The organism is Myxococcus hansupus (assembly GCF_000280925.3).
In the GTDB taxonomy this organism is placed as follows: Bacteria; Myxococcota; Myxococcia; order Myxococcales; family Myxococcaceae; genus Myxococcus; species Myxococcus hansupus.
In genome coordinates, this window is record NZ_CP012109.1 from 1,661,399 (window position 1) to 1,679,053 (window position 17,655).

The 17,655-nt window shown below is 69.9% G+C and carries 11 protein-coding genes; 2 read left to right on the top strand and 9 right to left on the bottom strand.

Annotated features, from left to right (window positions below; genetic code table 11):
* Window positions 1–22: 22 nt before the first annotated feature.
* Together A176_RS06935 and A176_RS06940 are read right to left on the bottom strand one after the other, a co-directional pair.
* The gene (locus A176_RS06935) at window positions 23–2,065 is read right to left on the bottom strand and encodes a S8 family serine peptidase (protein ID WP_082282699.1); all 2,043 of its coding nucleotides are present in this window, start codon (window positions 2,063–2,065) and stop codon (window positions 23–25) included.
* A 116-nt stretch (window positions 2,066–2,181) separates the two neighbouring features.
* Window positions 2,182–3,606, bottom strand: coding sequence for a hypothetical protein (locus A176_RS06940; RefSeq protein WP_002634260.1), 1,425 nt, complete (start codon window positions 3,604–3,606; stop codon window positions 2,182–2,184).
* 557 nt (window positions 3,607–4,163) lie between these two features.
* On the opposite strand from A176_RS06940, the gene A176_RS06945 reads away from it, so the two are divergent.
* Window positions 4,164–4,604 carry a hypothetical protein gene (locus A176_RS06945; protein WP_002634259.1) on the top strand — a complete coding sequence of 147 codons (441 nt, stop codon included), beginning with the start codon at window positions 4,164–4,166 and terminating at the stop codon, window positions 4,602–4,604.
* 201 nt (window positions 4,605–4,805) lie between these two features.
* Here the strand turns inward: A176_RS06945 and A176_RS06950 are convergent, their stop codons facing one another.
* The 4 genes from A176_RS06950 to A176_RS06965 all read right to left on the bottom strand — a co-directional run bounded on the left by A176_RS06950 (window position 4,806) and on the right by A176_RS06965 (window position 9,322).
* Window positions 4,806–5,816 (bottom strand): ChaN family lipoprotein, encoded by a 1,011-nt coding sequence (locus A176_RS06950; protein ID WP_002634257.1) that lies wholly within the window; start codon window positions 5,814–5,816, stop codon window positions 4,806–4,808.
* Between the two features lie 130 nt (window positions 5,817–5,946).
* Window positions 5,947–6,453, bottom strand: coding sequence for a hypothetical protein (locus A176_RS06955; protein ID WP_002634255.1), 507 nt, complete (start codon window positions 6,451–6,453; stop codon window positions 5,947–5,949).
* 142 nt (window positions 6,454–6,595) lie between these two features.
* On the bottom strand, window positions 6,596–7,216 hold the full coding sequence (locus tag A176_RS06960) for a hypothetical protein (RefSeq protein ID WP_002634254.1): 621 nt from the start codon (window positions 7,214–7,216) through the stop codon (window positions 6,596–6,598).
* A gap of 90 nt (window positions 7,217–7,306) precedes the next feature.
* Window positions 7,307–9,322, bottom strand: coding sequence for a YgiQ family radical SAM protein (locus A176_RS06965; RefSeq protein WP_002634253.1), 2,016 nt, complete (start codon window positions 9,320–9,322; stop codon window positions 7,307–7,309).
* A 332-nt stretch (window positions 9,323–9,654) separates the two neighbouring features.
* Between A176_RS06965 and A176_RS06970 the strand changes: the two genes are divergently transcribed.
* The gene (locus tag A176_RS06970; protein WP_002634808.1) at window positions 9,655–13,473 is read left to right on the top strand and encodes an AAA family ATPase; all 3,819 of its coding nucleotides are present in this window, start codon (window positions 9,655–9,657) and stop codon (window positions 13,471–13,473) included.
* Window positions 13,474–13,586: 113 nt separating this feature from the next.
* Here A176_RS06970 and A176_RS06975 read toward each other — a convergent pair whose 3' ends face one another.
* The 3 genes from A176_RS06975 to A176_RS06985 are packed head-to-tail and all read right to left on the bottom strand — an operon-like array spanning window position 13,587 to window position 17,652.
* Window positions 13,587–14,132, bottom strand: a complete 546-nt coding sequence (locus tag A176_RS06975; RefSeq protein ID WP_002634806.1) for a hypothetical protein — start codon at window positions 14,130–14,132, stop codon at window positions 13,587–13,589.
* A gap of 29 nt (window positions 14,133–14,161) precedes the next feature.
* Complete coding sequence (locus A176_RS06980) at window positions 14,162–17,077, bottom strand: CHAT domain-containing protein (RefSeq protein WP_002634804.1); 2,916 nt, start codon at window positions 17,075–17,077, stop codon at window positions 14,162–14,164.
* Complete coding sequence (locus A176_RS06985) at window positions 17,074–17,652, bottom strand: RNA polymerase sigma factor (RefSeq protein ID WP_002634802.1); 579 nt, start codon at window positions 17,650–17,652, stop codon at window positions 17,074–17,076. The genes A176_RS06980 and A176_RS06985 overlap by 4 nt, the downstream gene beginning before the upstream one ends.
* Between the last annotated feature and the right edge of the window lie 3 nt (window positions 17,653–17,655).

Genomic DNA, 17,655 nt, shown 5'->3' on the forward strand with positions numbered 1-17,655 from the left:
CGGAGGCGCGGCGGCACGTGGCTCAGAGTGACTGCGTCCCGTGGACCGTCGCCGCCATGACGCTGCCTGCCGCGTTCCTGCACTCGACCCTCCAGCGAATCTGGTCATGGGGCCCGAGCGGCGGCGGCTCGGTCCGCGGGTTCGGCAGAACGTGCGTCCCGAAGTCGAGCGACGTGGGATACGGACCGCTGTTCCACAGTTCCGGCCCACCCCTGTTGAAGCCCTGGATGCCGATGGACTGCACCACGCACGTGTCGGCGTCGATGCTCTCGTAGCGGTAGGACATCGGCGTTCCCGCGTCCCAGGTGAACCGATTCTGGTTCACCACGGAGGGGTCTCCGGTGAACCGTTGCCAGACGTTGCCCGTGCTGGTGCTCTTGACGTACCACGCGACCCCGGTGACCGCGCGACGGATGGTCGCGTTCGCTTCCGCGCTGGTGCGTCGCGTCCCACTGGCGTTCGTGCACTCCACCAGCCACCGGTACTGCCCTGCCGCCAGCGTATTCGCGGACAAAGTCTGTTTCGGCAGGAGGTTGTTGAGCTGGAACCAGGCGAGCCCGTTCCTGAACGCGCGGACGTTGCAGCTCGCCGCGCCCAACGAATCGTAGCGGACGGCGAACGTATCGGTGTGGAATCGTTCGAAATGGCCGACCGCGGTGTCGCCGACGGCGAGCTCCACCGTGGGCTGCGCGAACGGCCCCTGGAGGTTCAGGTTCGGAATGGTCGCGGTCGAGCCCGGGAGCGTGACACGCTTCGCTCGCACCGCCTGCTCGATTTGTGCGGGCGTGGTCAGGCCTTGCGTCTCCGCCAGATGGAGCGCGACCCCCGCGACGTGAGGGGCCGCCATCGAGGTTCCCGACAGGTGGGTGTAGCTGTTACCCGACCAGGTGGACCGCACGACATTCCCGGGGGCCCAGATCTCGACGCACGCGCCGAAGTTGGAGCCCGGCTCGCTGTCCGCGAGCGGGGCGTTGCGGAACCGGTTCGTGCCATTCAAGGGCGCGACGGGCTGGCCATTGTCGTCAATGGCCCCGACCACCATGATGCCGTCACTCACCTGGGTGGCGTTGTAGGCGTAGACGCAGGCGTCCGCGTGATTGTTTCCAGCGGACTGGGCAATGAAGGCTCCCGGGTAGCCCACCGCGGGGTTCGGCGTTGCCAGGATCCGCAGCTTGTCGCCCAGCGTCTGGCCTTCGTTGAAGTGCGGGGAGTTCATCGAGATGTTGACGATCCCCACACGTCCGGACGCGCGGATGCGTGAGTAGATGAGGTCGAGCCCCAAGGCGACATCGGCGACATCGGAGCCGGAGGAGCACCCCGCGGTCGCGGTTCCCCCGCGCCCGACAGCGACGGAGACAATGGCCGCGCCCGAGCTCACGCCGACCACGCTCGAAGGCACGGTCGTCGCCCGGGCACCGATGATTCCGGCCACGTGGTTCGCATGGGGGTAGCAGCCCGTGGGGGACTGGCCAGGAACGGCCGCGAGCCGGTCGAGGAACGGCAAGCCGCTGTGGGGGGCCGCGCCCGTGTCGAGCAGGTAGACGGTGTGTGAGCGGGAGCTGACCCTCGGGCCGCCGACCGCGTGGACGCCCCAGGGGGTGGTGGGGGTTGTCCCGGTGTTCGTCCACACCGCGCTGAGTTCGACAGCGCCGTTCTCGGTCAGCCGCTGGACGCGAGCATCCCTGCGCAGCCGCGCCACCTGCCCGGTGGTCAGGAAGGCGGTGAAGCTCCTCCCGACGAAGCTGGTCATCGCGGTGGGGAGGACGCCGAAGTCCAAACGCAGATCATCGACGAGATGCCGCGCCGTCACGTCCTGGGCGTCGGAGAATCCATCCGACGGGGGCGCGGCGGACGCCGGCATGCGACTCGTCGCGGCGTCGTGCAGGTCGACGAGGTACTGCGTGCGGCCGTTCGCATCCCGGCGGACCGTGGAGGTGTCTCCGCTGGCGCGGAAGACAGGGGCGCCAGCGTTGACGGTGTCCATGGACACGGTGGGCGCGGCCGCGACGTGTCCGGCCCCCCCGATTCCCACGGCGAGCACCACGACGTTTCTCCAACCCATCATTGGCCGTCCCTGAAGAAAGGAGTGAGGTCCTTTTATACAGGGGATTTATCGCCAGGAATATTGTCTCACGGCGCTGCTGCGACACCGGTGTTGCGTTTCTCATGCATTGAGAGTGATTACAGGCGGACCTGGAGCAGCAGGTTTCCGCCCACCGCGTGCGGCGAGTCGAAGACGACGCGCGCCACGCCGGTGACATCGTCCTCGAAGAGGGTGCGGTTCGGGTCTCGCGTGTAGAAGACCTCCGCGAGCACACCGGCCACCTCTCCCAAATCCCAACGCGCCGTTGCCTTGGCGGTCAGGGCGATGCCTGCCTTCGCTCCCTCCGGCAGGAACGATAGCAACCCGACGTCTCGAACGATGGCATCTCCCGAGGGAAGCCCAGACGACAGGAAGGGCGACGCCAGGCTCGCGGGCAGGGTGGCTCGTAGCAGCAGACCGGGCGTCATGCCCCAGTCGCGCAGATGGTAATCCGCCCCCACCGTGGCGGAGCGCTCCGCCTTGGGTTGCATCCGGTCGCGCAGCGTCATCCCGGGTGGGTAACCCGGCATGTCGCTGAAGATGAAGGCCGGAGTCTTGGCGTATGCGAGCGCATGGACCCGCAGCAGGTCCCACTTGAAGCGGGCCACGAGCGCGGCGGCATGGGCCGGCTGCCGACGAGTGACTCCCGGCTCGGACGCATCCGCGTCCAGGAGTCGTTGGGAGATGAAACTCCCCTCCATGGCGAGGTGCGCCCCGAAGCCGCCCGGATAGACATCGGGTGCGAAGAATCGCTCGAAGAAAGTCGGGTCTCCCTCGTAGAGCGCGAGGTCGACGTTGGTGCCCACGGGCACGCCTTGCCGCCACAGCACGCGTCCCGACACACCGAGCGTGTTGAGGTCGAGTTCCCTGGTTCCTTCCGCTGGAGTTCCAGAGGGGCTCCGGTCGAAATGGGCCGCCTCGACTTCCACCCGAAACGTTCGTGTCAGGTTCAGTCCAGCGCCCGCCAACAGCATCAGGCGTCGCTCATTCTCCAGCGTTTGTCCGTTGGCCATTCGGGGGGCCTTGGCGGCGGCGAAGACCTCCCATCGCTGGCGTGACAGACGCAGCTCCAGGCCGGGTTCACCGCCCTCTTCGCGACGTGTGCGGGTGGCCGTGCGCCCCCAGACCACCGGGTTCTCGTAGCCCATGTAGAGACGGGTCGAGCTCACCGGGAAGACTGTCAGCGACAGGTTTTCATCAGGGGCCCAGGAGGACGGGTGGTAGCGGAGGCGGAAGTAGCTGGCGTTGTCGTGGAAGGCAATGCCTTGAAACCCCGATGGATTGACGAACAGCGACAGCGCGGCCTCGGCGCGCAGGCCCGAAGTCAGCTCCGCCGTGCGTGCGTCCAGCGCGACGTGGAACCGGGTGGTTGCATCAGGCGCACCAAAGTCCGTGTCCCCGGCGAGGAATGAAAGACGCGCCTGCAGGAACGCGTCGTCCGTGGGGCTGGCTTTCGTGGCAACGACATCCGGGGTTTGTCCCAGGGCAAGGACCAGCGAGGCGGCGAGCAGCGAAGGCGTCATGGCGAGGCAGCTTAAACCTCCGTTCCATAGGGACTGGCAAGCCTCCGCGGCAGGACGAGGCTGCATCCCATCCTGGAGTCGCTGTCGGGGCCACTCGAGCATCCGGGCCGGCGGCCATTTGTCCTGCCGACGCTTGCAGGTGATGCCGCTGAGACAATGAATACGTCGCAGGGTGCTCAGGCGTGAAACACTTGTCGCGTGCGGTTCTTGCCTCCCTCTTTTCAAGTTCTCAAAGTGTGAAATCATCCGAGCGGTGAGTTGCGTGTGAATTAACTCACCGGATGCACGGTCTCAGTGGGGCCGATGGCGCTCGCGGGTGCTCGTCGGAGTTTTCGCGCTGTTGGGGCCGTGAGTTCATGGCCGCGATTCGCGAGAGCAAACCCTTGGATCAAAGGAATCATCCCTTGAATACGTCGTTCCGCCGTTGGCCGTGCGCGCTTGTTGGACTCTCCCTCGGAGTCATTCTCGTTGCCTGTGGTGGTGACTCGGAGCCGCCCAATCCGGATGGAGAAGGGGATGGGATTGGAGATGGAGATGGGGAGACTCCCACGGAACCGATGGTGAATGGCCTGCCGGCGAGCGAGTACTACGCGCAGTTCGCCTATGAGAAATACGCTGGCGCCCCGGGTGGTGCGGCTGCGTTCCCCGCGCGGCAGGATGGCATCAACCTGTTCGCAGCGACTGTCTACTTGAAGCAGGACAAGAGCTTCATCGTCTACTACGCCGAGGGCACGGGGACTGTGCGTTCAAATGGCTACACTGCGGAGATTCCTTCTTCCCGTATGTTCAAACGCACCGGCGCCTGGAGCGTCAGTGGGGGCTCGTTGAAGCTCGGCGACCTGCTGACTTGCAAAGGTCTCAAGGTGGATGGCAACGACGCGCTTTATTGCACGCTGGACCGGGCCATTGGTTATGCGGACGCGGTGGGGAAGAGCGCGGTGTTCACGCGCTCGACCCACTTGTCGCCGAATGACAGGCAGTGGGCCGACTACCAGTGATGCCTGAGCTCTCTGTGAGGTGTGGCTCTACGGATTGAAGCAGCTTCACGTCCAGGGGGGGGCGGGGCGCGGACATCCGCCTCTCGCTCCCTCAGTTCGGCTGTTTCATCGCACGCATCCGCCGAACTCGACGGCAGTTGTCAAACGCGTTCTCAGTCCATGGACTGACCCGTCTGCTGCTTTGTCAGTGAAGGAGCCGCCTCACTTCGGCGTGCGCTGGCGCAGCGCCGCGCACGGGTCCTCCATGGGGACCGCCGGGGTGAACCAAGCATAGTCGAAAGGCAGGGTCTCCGTGCCCAGGGAGGCCACGTAGTCCTCCGGCTTCAGAAGCTCCTCGGAGACCTCCAGCAGGGCCAGTGCGCGCACGTCCTTTCCCGGCGCGCGTTTCGCGAGCTGCGCGGGGACGGCCCGGTCCGTGCGCGCGTGCCCGTTACCCGTGATGAGCACCACGCCCTGGCCTGTGTCCGCGCTCAGCATCCGGTCCGCCAACTGCGCATCCCGGGCACGTTGTGCCTGCACCATGGGCCCGAGCATCTCCTTGGGCAGATGGCCGCAATGGGCTTCCTCCTGCTCCTCGAGCATCGCCTGCTCCACGGCCTCTGGGAGCGGCGTCTCCAGGCCCAATCGCTGGCGCAGCTCGGGAGCCATCGACTCCGGGCCGCGCATCACCAGGTCCCTCACTTGGGACCGAGGCAGGTTGGCCGCGACGATGGGCAGGCCCGCCTCCAGTCCCGAGGCGAACACGGGACGGTACAGCGCCCAGTCCGGCCAGCCACTGCCCCCCCAGTTGACCGCGGTCGAAAGCGCGTCCGCGTCGCCCGGTGCCTTCGCGAGCGACGTGTCCACCGCGGCCTGCTGGCCCACGTCGAGCATCTCGAAGGCGAGCGCGGGCTTCCTCCCCGACGCGGCGATGCCCTGGACGAGCTGGGCCTGGAGCCGGTGGTGGTCGGGTTGGTCATGGCGCTCACCCAGCACCACGAAGTGCGCCGCCGTGAGCGATTGCCGCAAGGTGTCCAGGTCCACGAAGCGGGCCGCCTTCACGTCCCAGATGCGTCCCACGAGCGGATGCTCCCGGGACAGCGAGGACGTCCATCCCTCCGGAAGCGGGGCGTGCGGCGCGGGAGGCGTCACCACCGAGTCCGGGCGCGTGGTGCCAGCGCGGGAGCAGGCGGTGGAGAGCAGCAGGACGGAGGCGATGAGGAGCGTGCGCATCAGGTGCGCGATTCATCCACAACGCGGGGGCCGGGGGCCACTCCCACATCGGATGGATGCTGTCCCCAGGACATCGCGGGGGCGGGCCCGCGCCTGCCAGAGAGGCGGCGCGGGCTCGCGGGCGTCTGGCTTACTTCGAGTCCACCACGACGACCATCCAGCGGTCGGTGGCGTGGTCGATGCGGATGTTGGCGGCACCGGCCTCCTGGAACTGCTGGATGATGCCCTCCAGGAAGGTGAGGTGCTCCTTGGGCGCGTCCACGAAGATGTTCTTCGGGCCGTTGCTCTTGGCCTTCGGCTTCTTGGCCGGGGCGCTGGCGGAGCCGTTGATGGCCTCGGGGGCGGCGGCGGCCTTCAGGCGGGCGGCGGCGTCGTCCACCGTGGGCTCATCGGCCTCCGCTTCGGTCTCGGGCTCGGCTTCGACCTCGGGCTCAGCGGCCGGCGCGGGAGCGGCGGACGTGGCTTCGTCCTCGGCCTGCTCACGGAGCTGGTTGAAGGTCTTCATGTTGATGGTGCCGCCAAACTTCTGCTTGAAGGACTCCAGCGCCTCCTTGCTGCTGACGTCCGGCTGCTGGCGGAAGAGGTCGAGCAGGAACGTGTGGCGCTCCTGGGTCTGCTCCTGGGTAGTCCTCGGCATTTTCTTCGTGCTCCTGGGTGTGTCGCGACGGGGCGAAAGGCGGCGCACCCTATCTGGAGCCGTGAAGCGCCGCAAAGGGGGGGCCTGTCTTCCCCTCCGGGCTTGCAACGCGTGCCGAGCCACCCGCGCTGGACGTGCGACTTCAGTGCCGGGGCGGCGGCGGCGCGCTGTGGTCGCAGTGCAAGAGCGACGGCGGGTCGAAGCAACTGAAGCGCTGGTTGTCGAGCCGGCACACGCCATCTGGCGTGTTGGCGCACTGCACCTCGGTGCGCGTGGCCTTGCAGTCGTAGCCGCAGCCCAGCGTCTCGGAGGCGTTGAGGCAGCGCGGGGCGGGGGTCTCCGCGCCGTACTGGTGGATGACGGCGTCCGGTGGGTCCCAGCACATCAGTTGGTTGAAGTTCGTGGAGCACACGCCGTACGGCGTCCGGTTGCAGGCCACCTCGCCATTGAACTGGCGGCAGTTGTAGCCGCACGCCACCTGGCCCCGGCTCTCCTTGCACTCCGGCTTCACGCTTCGGGTGGGCGGATGCTGGATGGCGGCCAGGGGCGGGTCCCAACAGTGCACACCGCCCACCAGCACCTCACAGATGCCGTAGGGCGTCCTGGCGCATGCGGTCTGCGTCCCATTGGACTTGCACTGGTACCCGCACACCGAACGCCCCTGGGCGAACAGACACTGCGGGGGCGGCGGCCGGGCCACGGGCTGCTCCGAGGCTTCCAGGGGAACCGTCGCGAACCACAACGCGGAGAGAAGGCTGAGCATGGTGGAGGCCCGACGAAAAAGGCGGCGGTTTATTCAACCGCCCATTCCGGAGCCGTACGGGCAGGGTCTCCTGCCCGGTGGGGCGTGCGCTCAGCGGGCGCGGGGTCCACCCGGCCGGGGCGGGCGGGAGCGTCCACCGGCCCGCGGCGCATTCCGGGGCGCGCTGTCCTGACGCGGCGCGGAGGCACCCTCGGCGCTGTCACGCTCCGTGCGTTGGCGGCGCGCGGCTTCCCCGGGCGACTCCGGCGGCACGAGCGCGTGCGGTCCCCGTCCGATGAGGTCCTCGCGGCCGGCCTGCTTCAGCGCCTCGCGCGCCAGCGGCCACTGCTCCGGATTCCAGTAGAGCAGCAGCGCCTTCTGGAGCCGCTTCTCGCGAAGTCCCTGCGCCGTGTAGACGGGCTCCATCTTCAGCGGGTCCAGGCCGGTGAAGTACATGGCGGTGGCCATGGCCATGGGCGTGGGGATGAAGTCCTGCACCTGCCGGGGCCGCTTCCCGTTCTGCTTCAGCCACAGCGCCAGCTCCACCATGTCCTCCAGCGTGGAGCCCGGGTGGCCGCTGATGAAGTAGGGGATGTCGTACTGCTCCTTGCCGGCTTCCTCACTGGCGCAGGCGAACATCTGCTGGAAGCGCTCGAAGCTCTCGATGCCGGGCTTCTTCATCTTCTCCAGCACGCGCGGCGACACGTGCTCCGGCGCCACCGACAACTGTCCACCGACGTGGTGCGCGGCCAGCTCCTTCACGTACTCCGGCGAGAGCTCCGCCAGGTCGTACCGCACGCCGCTGGCGATGAAGACGTGTTTGACGCCGTCCTCCTTGCGCACGTCCTGCATCAGGCTGATGAGCGGGCCGTGGTCCGTCTGGAGGTTCTCGCACACGCCCGGGTGGACGCAGGACAGCTTGCGGCACCGCTTCTCGATGTCCTCGCTCTTGCACTTGAGCTTGTACATGTTGGCGGTGGGGCCACCCAGGTCGGTGATGGTGCCCCGGAAGTCACCCATGCGGCGCAGGGCGCGGACCTCGCGCAGCACGCTCTCCGCGGAGCGGCTCTGGATGACGCGGCCCTCGTGCTCGGTGATGGAGCAGAAGGTGCAGCCGCCGAAGCACCCGCGCATCAGCACGATGGAGTGCTTCACCGTCTCGTAGGCGGGGATGCGGTCCTGGTACATCGGGTGCGGCACGCGGTTGAAGGGCAAGTCGTACAGCTCGTCCATCGCCACCGACGCGCCTTCCGCGCCCGTGGTGCCCACGCCGTCCTCCAGCGGGAGCGCGGGCGGATTCATGAAGATGGCGCGGTTGCCATGGCGCTGCGCGAGGGGGCGCGCGTTGCCCGGGTTGGTCTCCATCTGGAAGTCGCGGCTCATCACCGCGAAGGCCCGCTTGTCCTCGATGACCTGCTCGTAGGAGGGCAGCACCACCGTCTTGCGGTCCACGGCGCGTTTGGCCGGGTCCGCCTCGTGGGTGCGCATCTCCTCGTCGTTGATGAGGTATGCGGTGCCGCGCACGTCGCGGATGTCCTGGATGCGCTCGCCTTGGCGCATGCGGTCCGCGACCTCCATGATGGGCCGCTCGCCCATGCCGAAGACGAGCAGGTCCGCCTTGGCGTCGAAGAGGATGGAGCGGCGCACCTTCTCGCTCCAGTAGTCGAAGTGGGCGATGCGCCGGAGGCTGGCCTCGATGCCGCCCAGAATGACGGGGACGTCGGGGAACGCCTCGCGGCAGCGCTGCGCGTAGACGATGGTGGCGCGGTCGGGCCGGCAGTTCGTCCGGCCCGCGGGGCTGTACTGGTCCTCGGAGCGGTTCTTCTTCTGGGCCGTCAGCCGGTTGAGCATCGAGTCCAGGTTGCCCGCGGCCACACCGAAGAACATGCGCGGGGCGCCCAGGGCCTTGAAGGGCTCGGCGGAGTGCCAGTCCGGCTGCGCGATGATGCCCACCTTGAAGCCGCGGCCTTCCAGGAAGCGCGCGATGAGGACCGGCCCGAAGGCCGGGTGGTCCACGTACGCGTCTCCCGTCACGATGATGATGTCGCACTGCTCCCAGCCTCGGGCCTGCATGTCGGCGCGGGTGGTGGGCAGAAAGGGATGGGCGTAGCGAGTCGAATAGGCCATGTCGGAGAAGGGGCGAGGGCTTCCTCCCAGAACATCGGGAGGGCGCGGAAGCAAGCCCGGCTGGAGAGGGTGTACACCGGGGCGGCTTGCCTTCCTACCCACCGCGCATGCACCCGAAGTGTGGTGCATTGACGGCGATCCAGGCCTCCCCTACCTTGGCCGCCCTCTTACATGTGGCGACCTGTTCAGGTGGGTAGGTCGCGAAATGTAGGTTCGAGAGTGTTCGCCATGGCAGCCGCACCGCACCCCTCAGCCCTGCCAGACGTGACGGAGCCGCGTGGCGCCCAGGGCCCACGGCCGGTGGTGGGCGAGGTGTGGAGGCTCCGCGTCCGATGAGCGGCGGGTCGGGCGGGGGCAGGGCGGGGGACGCGGCGGAACCGGAGGCGGGTGCTTCCGGCGAGCCCGCTTCCACGCGCGAGCTGCACATCGAATACGACGACGCGCCCCCCGCGGAGGCGGCGGCCTCGCGGCGCGGCGGTTCGAACGAGTACGACGACGCTCCCCCCGCGGAGGCGGTGGCCTCGCGGCGCGGCGGTTCGAACAACGAGTACGACGACGCGCCCCCCGTGGAGGCCATGCCGGCGCGGCGCGGCGGTCCGAACAACGAGTACGACGACGCGCCCCCCGCGGAGGCCATGCCGGCGCGGCGTGCCGGTCCGGTGCCTCGCTGGCGCAACGCGCTCGTGGTGCCGGAACCTCCTCGCGAGGAAGAGGTGGCGCTGCGGCGGACGGAGACCGCGGTGCGCGCCGACGCGCCCCAGGCGCCGGTGCCCCTCGAGGGTGCCTCGGAGGTGGCGCGAGCGCCGAACCCGATGCTCGTCTCGAGGATGGCGCGCGGCCGGGACGCGGAGGACGTGCCCTCGCGGGATGTCTCCGCGCCCGAGGACGTCAGCCCCGCCGAGCGCGAGGCGATGCGGGCCGCGGTGGCCAGCGGGAAGCGGCGTGAAATCTGGTCTCCGCCCGCGTATCTCCCCGAGGAGCTGCGCGAGGCGCTGTTGCTGGAGCGCAGCCAGTACCGCGCGCAGTTGCTCCAGGACGTGCGCGAGCTCAGCCTCCAGGGCCCCGGCGTGTTGTCTCTCATCCCGAGGCCCGCGGCGGACCCGGACTGGTCGGGCGGCACGGTGCTCGGCTTCCAGGGCGAGGAGTGTGTCTTCGGCGGGGACGTCGTCCACCTGGACTTCGAGTCGGGCCGGGTCTTCGCCGCGCCCAGCCACGGCGACGACGTGGACCGCCGCGCGCTGTCCGCCGACCGCTGGTGTTACCGCCCCTACGACTTCGCCGAGGCCCTGTGCGCGGCGGCGTCGGCCTACGAGGAGCGGCAGGACGCACTCGCCGAGTCCCTGCGCCGGGCGTGTGGTGAAGCCCCTCCGGTCCCTCCGTCTTCCCAGGACGACCTGCTGCTCCCGGCGGACCGGCTCTGGCGGCAACCCTGGGGCTGCATCTGGGGGCCTCCGGGGACGGGCAAGACGACGGCCGTCGCGGACCTCATCGCGCGTGCGCTGCGGGCCTTCCCGGGGGAGCGCATCCTCGCGGTGGCGCCCACCAACCGCGCGGCGGACGAACTGGTTCTCCGCGTCAGCGCGCTGTTGGAGCGCGAGCCCATCCCCCTGCGGCCCCTGGCGCGCAGCATCTTCCGAGGCGGCACCGGCGCGAGCGACGCGCTGGCGAAGCTGCCCACCGTCACGCTGGAGGACACCAAGGGCGGCAAGCTGCGCGCCAGCATCGAGGAGCGCGAGCGGGAGCTGGTGCTCCAGCGGGTGCGGGGCGGTCCGGCGCACGAGCTGGCCAAGCTCCAAGCGGAGCTGCGCGGCCTGCGCGGCAAGGTGAAGGACCCCACGCTCAAGGAGGTGGAGAAGGGGGACTGCCCGTTGGTGGTGGTCACCGTGCACCGGGCGTTGCGGCTCGTCTCGGAGCTGGAGGGGAAGCGGCACTTCGCGCGACTCGTGGTGGACGAGGCGGGCATGGTGACGCGCGCGGCCACCGCGTTGATGGGGCCACTGGCGGAGCGGGTGACGCTCGCGGGAGACCCGAAGCAGATTGGCCCGGTGAGCCGCGCCGCCGAGGGCGCTGGGAAGGGCTCGCAGAAGTGGCTTCGGGGCAGTGGCCTGTCCCACCTGGAAGACGCGGTGCGGGACGCGGCGCGCGCGGACGTGTTGCTGCTGCGCACCCAGCACCGCATGCATCCGCACATCGCGAAGGTGGTGAGCCACTTCTGCTACGGCGGGGCGCTGGAGGATGGTGACGGCGTGAAGGCCCGCGCCGAGCGGCCCGCCCCGGTGGCGGCGTTCCCCGAGACGCGCGCGGGTTGGGTGGTGCTGGATGGCCTCACGCGCGACGCGAAGCGGCTCACGCATGGGCGCGGGGAGACGGGCTCGGGATATCAGCGGGAGCTGTCCGCCAACCTCGCCGTGTCCCTGTCGCGGGAAGCGGTGCGCTCCGGGCTCAGCGTCCTGTGTGTCACGCCGTACCGCGCGCAGGCGGCCTTGCTGCGCCGGCTGGGCAACGCGGCGGGCCTTCGCGGAGACGTCTTCAGCGCCTCCACCATCCACCGTCAGCAGGGCACCCAGTACGACGTGGTGCTGGTGGATACGGTCGCCGGAGGCAGGCCGTTTCCTCCGCACACATTGGTGCCGATGCTGAACGTGGCCGCCAGCCGCGCGAAGGACTACCTGCTGGTGTTGGCCTCTCGCGATGAGGCTCGCGCCGCCACGATTCCCCAGCGCTTCCTGTCGCTGCTGCCTCGGCTTCGTGTTCACCCAGGGGAGCCCTTGAAGCTGGAGCCGCTGCCCGTCCCGCAGCGCGCGCCGCCACCTCCGCCGCCTCCAGTGCCGGTGGACCTGGGCGCGGAAATCTCGGGCGCTCGGACGGGGCGGCCGCTCTTCACCCATGAACAGGTGTCGCTCTTCGAGCGGCGCTTCGATGACGGGCATCACCTGGTGCGTGGCGTGGCCGGGAGCGGGAAGACGTACGTGCTGGCCCACTGGGTGGCGCGCTACCTGTTGGAGCACGCCGAGGCACAGGTGTTGGTGTCCTTCTTCAACCGGGCGCTGGCGCCGCTGGTGGACAAGCTGCTCGTGGAGGCGATTTCCCAGCGCGCGGGCCGGCTCCGGGTGCGCGAGCTGCGCTCCCGGGTGACGGTGAAGCACGTGGGGGCCTTGCGCCGCCATGCCCCGGAGTCCTTCGACGGGGTCTTCGTGGATGAAGCCCAGGACATGGACGCCAAGGCGCTGGCCATGCTCCACGCGCTGGTGCGTCCGGATGCGCTTCCGGACGGACGCGAGGTGCGCTGCTTCCAGCTTTTCATGGATGACTCGCAGAACGTCTATGGCCAGGTGCCCATCGACGCGCTGAAGGAGCAGCTTCCGGAAGGGCTGTCATTCCGCGGGCGGACGCGCGTGCTCAAGGAGACGTTCCGTGCCACGCGGGACATTCTCGACGTGGCCTTCAACGTGGTGTTGGACCCGCTGCGCCAGCACGCCGCGGCCGAGCCCGGCATGCGCGAGTACATGAAGGTGGGCGAGTTGGCGCGTGAAGGGCTCGTCTGGCTTCCGGAGGAGACGCTGGAAGGGCTCTTCCGGGTCCAATCCACGGAGCGCGGCGGCGTGCTGCCCCAGGTGCGAGGGTTCGCGTCCAGTGCCAGCGAGGCCCGGCAGGTCGCTCGCGAAATCGCGCGGCTCATCCGCGAGGAGGGCGTCCATCCGAGCGACATCCTCGTCGTGGCGCCGGTGATGCCCTCTCAGTTCACGGAGGCGCTGAAGCGCGCGGGCGTGCCGGCGGAGGCCTACGGCGGAAAGGGGGGGCGCAACGTGACGGACTTCCGCGTCAGCGGCGTGGACCACGTGCGCGCCACCACGGTGTTTTCGTGCAAGGGGCACGAGTGCCCCATCGTGTTCTTCGCGGGCCTGGACGCGCTGGACACCGCGGAGCAGTGGATGGCGGGGGCTCGCGAGCGCTCGGCGCGGGAGAACGAGCGCATCCGCCGCGCCATGTTCTACGTGGGCGCGACGCGAGCGATGAAGCGGCAGTACCTCACCGGCGTGCGGGGAGCGCGCTTTCTTCGCGTGGCCACCAAGTACGTGGAGACGCTCGGCGGGCTCGCACCTTCCGCGCCGGAAGAGGCGGCGCGAGCCCCGGGTGGCGCCTCCCGGTAGGGCACTTGCGCCGCTCGTCAGGGCCGGCGCGAGCCCGGGTGGCGCCTCTCGGTAGGGCACTTGCGCCGCTCGTCAGGGCCGGCGCGAGCCCCGGGTGGCGCCCCCCGGTAGCGCTACCGCGCCTCCCGCCGGATGGCGGGCAAGTGCACCTGGAGGCCGTTGCGGTGCGCCGCTTCCAGCGTGCCCGCGGCGAGTTGCTTCACGAATCGCTCGGTGCGGGCGATGCGCTCCCGTTCCTCGACAATCGGGTTCGGGTCCCCGGACGTCTCATGCTTGGGATCGATGGCCAGAACCACGCAGCCGTTCTCGGAGGCTTGCGCGCCTTGGCAGGTGACGACCATCGTCACGAGGACCTGGCCTCCCGACACGGAGGGCCCAGAGGTACCGCTCGCGGCCTTGGTCTCGGCTTCGGATGACGCCTCGGGGCCCGTGTGCGCGTGAGCGCGGCGCCCATCCAGGCGCTCCACCACGACATTCCTGCGCGGGTCCACCACGAAGGTGGAGCGCCGCTCCGCGTCCTGGGCGTCCTGCAGCGTGACGCGGACCCGCGTGCCCGGGGGCACGTCCTCGGCGGGATTCCAGTCCGGCGTCCGGCCCGTGTGGATGCAGCCCGTGGCCGCGACGACCAGACACGACAGCGGAACGATGAACTTCTTCATGGGGGTGTACTCGATGGAGAGGAGAGGGATTATTCGAAGAGAAGCACCTGGTGGACCCACGCGCTGCTGTGGCGCTTCAGCCACGCCTGGCGTTCATCGCGCAGCGCCACGGCGGCGGGAGCCCCTTCGCGAATGCGTGCCAGGACAGGCTCGAAGAAGGCGTTGGCCTCGGCATCCGGAATCTCCTGCGTCGCGGCGAGGACGGCCCGCGCGCCGGATTCGATGAAGGCCAGCGGCAATCCGAAGTTCTCATGAAGGTAGGCACTGGTGTGGCCCGCGTAACACGCGGCGAGCAGCACCACGGGGTGTCCGTGCAGCCGCTGTCCCTTCAGGTCTCCCGTGGACAGCGCGAAGCGGCCACTGGAGGACTCGGGTGAGAGCACGAGCACGGACGCATCCGCCACCGAGGGGTCGATGATGCCGTGCGCGTGGACCTGCACCTCGGTGGCGTCGCGCATGGCCTGCAGGACGCGGGGAGGCGTGGCCTCGGCGCCGCGGAGCAGGGTGAGGTCCTTCGTGTCGGCGCCGTTCTCGTTCCAGGCACGGAGCGCGGGCAGGTTCAGCGACGCGGGTGACTGCACATCCGTGACCACCAGTCTGCGAGGGGCCACGCCGGGCGCCGGCGCCGCGGACGGAGCCCCCATCCGGTAGGACCACGCCATGTCGGACGGCAGCAGCCCCGCGCGCCCTTGCACGGGAGGCCGCGCGAGCACGTCCACGCTCGGACAGGCGCGCAGCGCGGCAACGACCTTGTCGGGCACCAACCCGTCCACGGCCGCCAGGGGCGACGTGCGGCCCGTGTCATGGTGACCGATGAGCCGGCCCTCCGCATCCCGGGCCACGACGAACGTCCGCTCGTCATCCACCGTGACGCCCAGCACGCACTTCGCGGGCGGGGGCAGGGCGCGCTCCTCGGCGAAGAGCGCGAGCCCCTGCCCAAGGTCACCGCTCCGCCCCGCATGGAGGATGAGCGAGGTGTAGCTGTAGACGCGAGCCTTTCGCGCGCTCACGTCCGCCGCCGGCAGCTTCGAGGACTCCGCCAGCACCTGCCGCAGCAGGGCCTGTCCCCGCTGCGCGTCCTGCTCCAGGAAGAAGCGCCCTTCGATGTGGCGCAGCAGCGCGAGGTCGCCCGCTTCCTGGGTGCCCGACTCCCGCAGCGCACGCAGCCCCTGCTCCAGCAGCCCCGCGTCCTCGGCCTTCTGGAACGGCGTGCGAGCCAGGTCGGAGAGCAGCGCCAGCCGCGTCATCGAGGGCTTCTGGCTGCACTGGATGGCCCGGTCGAGCAGCTCACGGGCCCCCGCGAAGTCCAGCGCCCGGTGGTGCGCGAGCGCGAGGTTGGTCAAGGCCACCTCCGAGTCCGCGCAGCCCTCCGGCGTCTGGAGCAGCAACTCCTCCAGGTACGCGCGGGCCAGCACGAGGTCGCCCTGCGTCCGCGCCACCTGTCCCAGGTCCTGAAGCAGGTTGCGTTGTGAGCCCCACTCCTGGCTGTCCCGAGCACCGCGCAGCGCCGCCAGGAAGTGGGTGCGGGCATCGACGGGACGGTGCAGCCGCGCCATCACCAGTCCCAGCTCGCGCTGCATCAGCATGCACCGGTAGGCCTGCCGCCCCGACTGCGTGCACGCCTGCACCGCGGCCTGAAGCCGCTCCCGCGCCTGTTGGGGCGCCTCCGCCTTGGCCTGCCGCTCCTCGGCGAGCAGCGCGAACCACGGGTCCTTCGTCGCCAAGGCGATGGCCCGGTACTCCTCCACGGACTGGCGCGGGTCGGCATACGCGAGCGCGCCCAGGAGGAGGTCCTCCTGCCGGGCCTCGCGGAGCCGCGTGAGGAACGCCTCCAGGGCCGGTCCCTTCACCTCGCCCCGGGTGAGTCCCGCGTACTCCCGGGCCAGCGGCACCCGGACGGAGAAGTCCCGCCGCGCGGTGTGGCGCACGAGGTCCTCCAGGTGCGTGCCGTCCTCCCGCCGGTCCAGCACCACCGCCAGGGGACGCAGGGACTCCACGCGCTCGGGCGAGGCCGCGGCGCGCAGCGCGTTGTAGAAACACACGCGCGCCATGCCCGGCAGGGCCTCCGCTTGCGCGGAGGAGAGGGGCGCACCGCCGTCCACCATTCGCTGGCAGTCCTGCCGCATGCCCTTCCAGTCCTTCCGCTCCCGCACCGCCGCGTCGCGAAGGGCCTGGGCCCGCTGGGCGGCCTCTTCGCTCCAGCCGCGCTCCTTCAGGCCGGCCACCTGTTCGAAGGACTCGGCCGCGCGCAGCGGCAGGCCCATCCGCTGGAACGCGAGCCCCTGGTTCCACAGCGCCTGGGCATGGCCCGGCCGCGTCTTCAGGGCCCGCTCCAGCAAGGTGAGCGCCTTCTCCGGCTCCCCCTGTTGCAGCGCCAACGCCGCGCGGTCCGTGTCCACGTCCGGGGAGTGGGGCAGCTTGTCGAAGAAGGCGGTGGCCTGGGCCAGGTCTCCGCGCAGCAGGAAGGCCGAGCCGATGCCCCGGTGGTCCGCGGCCTCTTCCAGCCGCGCCAGCTCACGAAGGGCCAGGGCGCGCGGCGGGGTGCCCGCGCTGCGCATCACGTCATAGGGCCGGTGCCCATCCGCGCCGGGATGGGTCAGCCGGACTTCGAGGGGGCGGGTGGTGGCGTCGGCCAGCCACAGCTCGGAGCCCGGGTCGCCGGACTCCGAACGGGGAACACGCAGCATCAGCACGGCGAGCCCGGCGGCGAGCGCCAGGGGTACCACCATCAGCCACGGCTTGCCGCGCCAGGACGGGGCGGCGCGGGCAGGCTGCGTCTCCACGGTGTTCAGCGCATCGTCCGCGAGCAGCTCCAGGGCGAGCAGCTCCTTCATGCGCGACTCACACGGCCCGCATCGCGCCAGGTGGTGGCGGAAGTTCTCCGCGTCCGCGGGCGCCAGTTCGCCGTCGAGGAAGCGCTCCAGGTTGTCGCAGGCGCTGTTCATGTCTCGGCCATGCCTTCTCGCGAGGCATCATCATCGCCCAGCAGCCGCCGAAGCGCCTGTCTCGCTTCGGTGAGCCAGCGTCCCACCGTTCCTTCCGTCGAGCGGAGCTGCTGCGCGATGGCCCGGTACCGCAGCCCCGCCACGTGCAGCCGGTAGGCCTCCCGGAGGTGCGGGGGCCGGAGCTGATCGATGGCGCGTTGGAACTCGTCGCGGGACACGCGCTCCCAGCGCTCCAATGGCGCCGCCTCGCCCTGCGCGTCCACGTCCTGGACCAGGCGCAGCATCGGCGCGCCCAGGACCTCGGTGCGGCGCCGGCGGCAGTGGTCCAGGAACCGGTTGCTCAGGGTGGTGCTCAGCCAGACGCTCACCGCGCCGGCGTTCTCCCCCTCCAGCCGGTCGAAGTTCCGGTACGCGCGCTCCAGCGTCTCCTGGACCAAGTCCTCCGGGTCGATTCCCCCGCCCGCGCACAGGCGCCGGGCGATGCGGAGCAGCCCTGGCCGCCGCGCACGCGCGAACGCTTCGAACTGGCGGTGTTGCCCGTCGCCCACCGGAATGGACCCCTCTGGTTCCCTCATTCG